Below are 6,409 nucleotides of genomic sequence, written 5' to 3'. Positions count from 1 at the left end.
CCCCGCCCGCCTCGGCGCCGTCGCGCCGATCCCCGGAGGCGGCGGCCCGCGGTCCGCCGGACACGGGGGAGAGCCGGGCGAAGACCGCGGAGAAGAGCGTGTGCAGGAGGGGGCGCGGCTGGACGAAGGGCTGGTCGCGCAGGTCGTGGCCGGTGAGGGAGAGCAGCCCGTGCCAGGAGCCGGCGCGGTCGAGGGCGATGGCCGTGCAGGGCTCGTCGGCCTCGTCCGGATCCAGGACGTACAGGGCGGGCAGGACGTCGCCGACGGCCGCGGCGGGCCAGTGCGCGAGGGCGAGTTCCGTGACGATCTCCGCGAGCCGCTCGGGACCCAGCGCGGACAGGACCATGGACAGGGGCAGGCTGCGCCACCAGGCGTCCGGCAGGCCGGGCTGGTCCCGCAGGACCGGGATCGTGGCCGCGTCGCTCCAGCGCAACGGCGGCACAAGGTCACTAAGACAGACGTTCATCCGTTCCCTTCACCAGCCCCTCAGGCAGCCCGAGTCACTCCTCGTCGCTGGAGAACGAGACTCATGGAACAGACCATAGTCTGGCAAATCGCCTCGGTGTACCGGGTGGTCCCGGTGGAGGGGTCAGCGGCGTACGGCGGCGAACCTGAGGCGCACGTAATCGGCCATCCATCCGGTCTCCCTGCGTAGCGCCGGAGCTGCGAGTTCGTTCACCCGGCGCAGCAGCGGCTCCACCAGTTCGGCCGGGACCAGGTGGAGCAGGGAGCCGGCGAACATGCGGACCCAGTCCGCCGCTCCGTTGGGGCATTCGTCAAGTGGCGTGGGCCGGTCGAAGTACTCGAGAATGCGTACGACGAAGCCGCCCTGCTCCAGGCGCGCGGCGTACTCCGCCGGGGTCGGGAAGTACCACGGCAGGTCCGGCTCGCGCAGCCCGTGCTCACGCCAGGCGGTGGAGACGGCGGCGATCAGCGTGGCGCAGTTGCCCGCGCCGCCCATCTCGGCCACGAACCGCCCGCCCGGGGCCAGCGCCTCCCGGACGCTGGCGATCACCGCGTCCGGTTCGCTCCCCATCCAGTGCAGGGCCGCGTTGGAGAAGACCGCGTCGTACGGCTGCGCGACCACGAAGTCGCGGCCGTCGCCGACGATGAAGTCCAGCCCGGGATACTGCGCCAGGGCCTTCTCGATCATCGCGGGAGAGCCGTCGATGCCCAGCACGTGGGCGCCCCGGGAGGCGATCTCGGCCGTCAGCACCCCGGTGCCGCACCCGAGGTCCACCACGCGCTCCCCGGGCCGCGGGTCGAGCAGGTCGACCAGCGGGGCGCCGTACGCCGAGATGTAACCGAGACCGCTGTCGTAGGTGCGAGCGTTCCAGCTCATCAAGCTCGACGTGTCGTACCGCAAGACGATCAGCTCACATTCCGAGACCGCAGCCCCTCGCCGGTAACCCTTCCGACACTTTAGAGGCTCCGGCATCCGGCGACGTAGCGGTCACACCGGTCCCTGCAGGCCCGGCAGTCCCACCAAGCCCGGCAGACCCGGCAGGCGCCCGCGTCACTCGATGGCGCCGTCCCACTCGTCGGCGAGGCGGGCCTTGGCGGCGTCGATCTGCGGAACGGTCAGCACCACAGGCGCGGCGTCCGTCTCCGGGAGCCGGGCGGCGAGCTCGGTGTCGAGGGTGCCGCGCATGCGCATGGCCTCCATCCGGACGGGCCTGGCGTACCCCTTCAGGAAGAGGTTCTGGGCCCGGTCGGAGAAGAGGAACTCCTGCCAGAGCCGGGCGGCCGCCGGGTGCGGCGCGTCGGCGTTGACGGCCTGGACGTAGTAGGAGGCGATCGTCGCCTCGCCCGGGATCGCCACCTTCCACTCGGGCCTGCCCTCCTCCGGCTCCCGGGCGGCCCGCTCGGCGTTGAGGAAGTCCCAGTCGAGCACCACCGAGGGGGTGCCCGGCTCGGCGGCGAGGTTCCCGGCCTCCTCCAGCTCGCGGAAGAACGTCACGCCCCGCTCCGCGTCCGCCTCGCCGCCGCGGAGCGAGGCCGCCATGACGCCGCTGAAGGCGGCCGCGTTCTTCCGGGGGTCGCCGGGCAGCCAGACGCTGTGGCCGGGCTTCAGGAGATCGGCGTAGGACGCGGGGGCCTCGACCCGGCGCGCGTCGTACCCGATGGACATGTAACCGCCGTAGGCGGCGTACCACTTGGCGGAGTGGTCCTTCAGGTCGTCGGGGACGTCATGCCAGGTGCGCACCTTGTAGGGGGCGAAGGAGTCCGCGGAGGCCACGGCCGTCTCCAGGCTCAGGTCGAACACGTCGGGCCGGAGCCGCCCGGCGGCCTCGATCTGGCGCTGACTGCTCGCGCCGGGTTCGAGCTCCTTCACCTCGATCCCGTACTCGTCGGAGAAGGCCTCGATGATCTCCCCGTAGTTCACCCAGTTCCGGGCCAGGCCCACCACGTTGAGCGAACCTTCCTTCCGGGCCGCCTCGACGAGCCGCTCCATGCTCGTGAACCCCTCCTCCAGGGAGGCCGCCTGGAGCTTCACCGGAGGGAGCGGGGCGCTCTCGGTGGCCGGCGCGCCGCCGCATCCGGTGATCGCGGCGGTGAGGATCACGGCGGTGGCGATGGCGAATCGGGTGCATGCAGTCACGGGGCGCATACTCTCCGGGGTGGCCGGAGGGGTCGAGGAGGCGCGGCCGTCCTTGGTGAACGTTGGGGAACGGCTTGCACCGGCGGGTGCCGGGACGGACCGGGACGGGGAGTGCCGTTGACCCGCGCCCGCGCCGTCAGCCCGGGAGGCCGCCCGTGCGCGTGCGAGGCCCTCCCGTGACGATCCTCGCCGCGACCAGGGTCTCCTCGGCGATCTCCACCAGGGAGCCGTCCCGCTTGCGCACGGCGAGCACGCCGTCCCGCCAGGACTCCAGCTCGCCCACGGCGTCCCGGAAACCTTCGGGGACCCTCCGCCGGGTCGTTACCCTTTTCCCCACGTCGGAGGGGTTTATTGTGATGGTCAGACGGGCGCCGAAGCGGGGATCCACCGCGTTTCGCCCCCTCCCGTTCAGACTCTCGGCGGGCACGGCAATACTCTAGGGCGTAGCAACCCGCGGTCGAAGTCGTGCCTAGGTGCGTAAAGAAGAAGGAGCCCGAGGTGACCTACGTCATCGCGCAGCCTTGCGTGGACGTCCTTGACAAGGCGTGCATCGAGGAGTGCCCCGTCGATTGCATCTACGAGGGCGAGCGCATGCTCTACATCCACCCCGACGAGTGCGTGGACTGCGGTGCGTGCGAGCCTGTCTGCCCCGTCGAGGCGATCTTCTACGAGGACGACCTTCCCGAGCAGTGGAAGGACTTCTACAAGGCGAACGTGGAGTTCTTCGAGGACCTCGGATCGCCCGGCGGCGCCTCCAAGGTCGGGAAGATCGAGAAGGACCACCCGGTCGTCGCGGCGCTGCCGCCGCAGGCCGAGGGCCACTAGCGGGCCCGCAGGGTCAGGAGGCGGTGCCGCCGCGCCGCACCGCGCGCGGTGCCGCGGCGGTGCCATGACGCGGTGCCATGACGCGGTGCCATGACGCGGTCGTGGCACCGCCATGGCGGTGCCGTGAGAGCCGTGAGAGTGCCGCGACGTGCCGCCGTGCCGCCCCGGACTCGCCGTGCCCGCACGGTGCCGGGCCCGTGCCGCCACCGCCCCTGACCCGGTGCGACCACCGACGACTCCTCCTGCCCGAGCCGGGCCGGGGGCACGCCTAGCGGGGAGAATTGTGTTCGGGCTGCCTGACTTTCCATGGGACCGGCTCACGCCCTACAAGGAGACGGCGCTGGCGCATCCCGGCGGCATCGTCGACCTGTCGGTGGGCACCCCGGTCGACCCGGTGCCAGAGGTGGCCCGGCGGGCGCTGGCGGAGGCCGCCGACAGCCCCGGCTACCCGCTGACCCACGGCACCGAGCGGCTGCGCGCCGCCGCCGCAGGCTGGCTGAGGCGCAGGCACGGCGTGGCCGTGGACGCCGCGAACGTCCTGCCGCTGATCGGCTCCAAGGAGTTCGTCGCCTGGCTGCCGACGCTGCTCGGCGTCGGCCCCGGCCAGCGGGTCGTCTTCCCCGAGCTGGCCTACCCCACCTACGACGTGGGCGCGCGCATCGCGGGCGCGCAGCCGTACCCCGCGGACGGCCTGCTCGCGCTCGGGCCGGAGCGGGTGCCGCTGGTCTGGGTGAACTCCCCGTCCAACCCGACCGGCAGGGTCCTGCCGGCCGAGCACCTGCGCAAGGTCGTCTCCTGGGCGCGCGAGCACGGCGCGGTCGTCGCCTCCGACGAGTGCTACCTCGAGCTGGGCTGGGAGGAGGAGCCGATCTCGATCCTCCACCCGGACGTGTGCGGCGGCTCCCACGAGGGGCTGCTCGCGGTGCACTCGCTCTCCAAGCGCTCCAATCTGGCCGGGTACCGCGCGGGGTTCGTCGCGGGCGATCCGGTGCTCGTCAAGCGGCTGCTGGAGGTCCGCAAGCACGCGGGCATGATGATGCCGGCGCCGGTCCAGGCGGCGATGGCCGCGGTGCTGGAGGACGACGCGCACGCCGACGCGCAGCGGGCCGTCTACGCGGCACGGCGGGCGGAGCTCCGCCCCGCGCTGGAGGCGGCCGGCTGGCGGATCGAGCACTCCACCGCCGGGCTGTACCTGTGGGCGTCCGACGGCACGGGCTGCTGGGACCAGGTGCGCGCCCTCGCCGAGAAGGGGATCCTCGTCGCACCGGGGGAGTTCTACGGCACCGCGGGCGGGCGACATGTCCGGATCGCCCTGACGGCCAGTGATGAAAGGATCAGTGCGGCGGTGCGCCGCCTCCAGTAGGATCGCGCGGCATGACCCCTGAGGTCGTCGTGATACTCGGCCTGAGCGTGCTGACCGCGCTCCTGCTGCTGGGCGCGTTCCTCGCGACCGCGCGCCAGGACAGGAGGGCGCCCGAAGCCGTGTCCGGTGGCGAGCCGCCCCGCACACCGCCCGAGGCGGCGCCGCCCCGGGCGCGGTCCGCGCCGCGTGCGGCGGAGACCGCCGGTCATGTGGGCATCGACTACCCCGACCCCCGCACGATCAAGGTGGGCGACACGATCGGGTACCAGGGGGTGCGGGCCCGGGTCCTCGGCGCGCTCCACCTGTCGTGGCAGGGCACGGAGTGGACGGAGTACCTGCTCGACGAGGGCGTGCGCCGGCACCGGTGGCTCTCGGTCGAGACGCGCCCCGGCCGGGCCGCCGCGGACGCGCTCCACCTCGAGGTGCTGCTGTGGACGCCGGTGCCCGACGAGGGCATGATCCCGGCGAAGACGATGATCATCGTGGAGGGCGTGGAGTTCTTCCCGGAGGGCCGGGGCACCGCGGCGTTCCGCGGGGAGGGCCACACCGGGATGCCCGAGCGGGGGCTGCTCGACTTCGCCGGCTACCGCGCCGCCGACGGCCGGCTGCTCTCCTTCGAACGGGTGCAGGGCGAGGGCTGGAGCTCCTGCTACGCGCAGCCCCTGCCGCCGGGGTCGATCACGATCCACCGGAAGGGGTAGGGGCCCGTCCCCGAGGGCTTGGGGAACACGGGCCCCGAAGACGCGGACCTATGAGGTCAGGCGATGCGGATCCGGCTCGCGGACGCCTCCGCGTCGGTCCGCCAGCCGCCCTCCTTGCCGCCCTCCGCGTCCCAGGACCGGCCGTCGTAGCGGACCCGGCGCAGGCCGTACTTCTGGGCGTGGGCGACCGACCAGGTGGCGATCAGCCAGCCGCGCCTGCGGGAGGAGGTCTCCAGCGTGGTCCCGGAGCCGAGGGTGCGGGCCAGCTCCTCGCGGGCCGCGGCGGGGTCGGGGGCCGGGACCGGCGACTCCTCGTCCTCCAGGTCGAACCAGCAGTGCACCGCGCCCGGCACCCGGCCGGTGAAGGCCGCCGCCAGGATCTTCGCGTTCTCCTCGTGCTGGGCGTACAGCGAGCCGTCGGCCGAGCGCTGCACCTCCTGGGCCGCCTCGTGCAGCGGGATCTTCCGGTAGTCCTCCACCTTGACCAGGGCGGAGAAGAACTTGCCCGCGGCGTAGACCGGGTCGAGCAGCTGCTCGGGCGTGCCCCAGCCCTGCGAGGGCCGCTGCTGGAAGACGCCGACCGAGTCGCGGTCGCCGAACGGCAGGTTCAGCAGCTTGGACTCCTGGATGCCGGTGGCGTAGGCGATCACCACGGCCCGCTCGGGCAGTTTGCGGCGGTGGGCCACCCCGGCGATGGCCGCGGCCACCTGTGCCTGCTCGATCTCCAGGTCGAGGGTGCCCGCGGGGGTGGCGACCACGCAGCCCTCCCCGGTCGCGGTCCGGTTGAGCAGGGCGAAGACGCCCACGGTGATGCCCACCGCGAGCACGGTCACGATCGCGATGATCGCGATGACACCAGGGGAGAACCGCCGTCGCACGCTGAAGAACCTACCTGGCTTCCGGACCGGTCCAGCGCGC

7 protein-coding genes and 1 pseudogene are annotated in these 6,409 nt (G+C 72.8%); 3 read left to right on the top strand and 5 right to left on the bottom strand.

Going from position 1 to position 6,409, the window contains the following annotated elements; translation table 11 throughout:
* The 4 genes and pseudogenes from ACFOWE_RS08395 to ACFOWE_RS08380 form a co-directional block, all read right to left on the bottom strand.
* Positions 1-433, bottom strand: a pseudogene (locus ACFOWE_RS08395) (hypothetical protein); the annotation flags it as partial.
* A 156-nt stretch (positions 434-589) separates the two neighbouring features.
* The gene (locus ACFOWE_RS08390) at positions 590-1,342 is read right to left on the bottom strand and encodes a class I SAM-dependent methyltransferase (protein ID WP_377286579.1); all 753 of its coding nucleotides are present in this window, start codon (positions 1,340-1,342) and stop codon (positions 590-592) included.
* 174 nt (positions 1,343-1,516) lie between these two features.
* A complete protein-coding gene (locus ACFOWE_RS08385; RefSeq protein ID WP_377286577.1) occupies positions 1,517-2,611 on the bottom strand; it encodes an ABC transporter substrate-binding protein in 1,095 nt (364 codons plus the stop codon).
* Positions 2,612-2,738: 127 nt separating this feature from the next.
* Positions 2,739-2,939, bottom strand: coding sequence for a putative acetyltransferase (locus ACFOWE_RS08380; protein WP_449301204.1), 201 nt, complete (start codon positions 2,937-2,939; stop codon positions 2,739-2,741).
* A gap of 161 nt (positions 2,940-3,100) precedes the next feature.
* On the opposite strand from ACFOWE_RS08380, the gene fdxA reads away from it, so the two are divergent.
* The 3 genes from fdxA (at position 3,101) to ACFOWE_RS08365 (ending at position 5,491) form a co-directional block, all read left to right on the top strand.
* Positions 3,101-3,427 (top strand): ferredoxin, encoded by a 327-nt coding sequence (gene fdxA / locus ACFOWE_RS08375; RefSeq protein WP_344858124.1) that lies wholly within the window; start codon positions 3,101-3,103, stop codon positions 3,425-3,427.
* Between the two features lie 283 nt (positions 3,428-3,710).
* Positions 3,711-4,790 carry a succinyldiaminopimelate transaminase gene (dapC, locus tag ACFOWE_RS08370; RefSeq protein ID WP_377286574.1) on the top strand — a complete coding sequence of 360 codons (1,080 nt, stop codon included), beginning with the start codon at positions 3,711-3,713 and terminating at the stop codon, positions 4,788-4,790.
* Between the two features lie 11 nt (positions 4,791-4,801).
* Entirely contained in the window at positions 4,802-5,491 is a 690-nt protein-coding gene (locus ACFOWE_RS08365) for a DUF4178 domain-containing protein (protein ID WP_377286572.1), read from the top strand.
* Between the two features lie 56 nt (positions 5,492-5,547).
* On the opposite strand, the gene ACFOWE_RS08360 is transcribed toward ACFOWE_RS08365, so the two are convergent.
* Positions 5,548-6,369: a hypothetical protein gene (locus tag ACFOWE_RS08360; protein WP_377286571.1), complete on the bottom strand. Its 822-nt coding sequence runs from the start codon at positions 6,367-6,369 to the stop codon at positions 5,548-5,550.
* Positions 6,370-6,409: the final 40 nt, after the last annotated feature.

The sequence above is a fragment of the Planomonospora corallina genome, assembly GCF_042650625.1.
GTDB lineage: Bacteria > Actinomycetota > Actinomycetes > Streptosporangiales > Streptosporangiaceae > Planomonospora_B > Planomonospora_B corallina.
The sequence above is the reverse complement of the archived record's forward strand: the minus strand, read 5'-3'. Positions and strand labels throughout refer to the sequence as shown.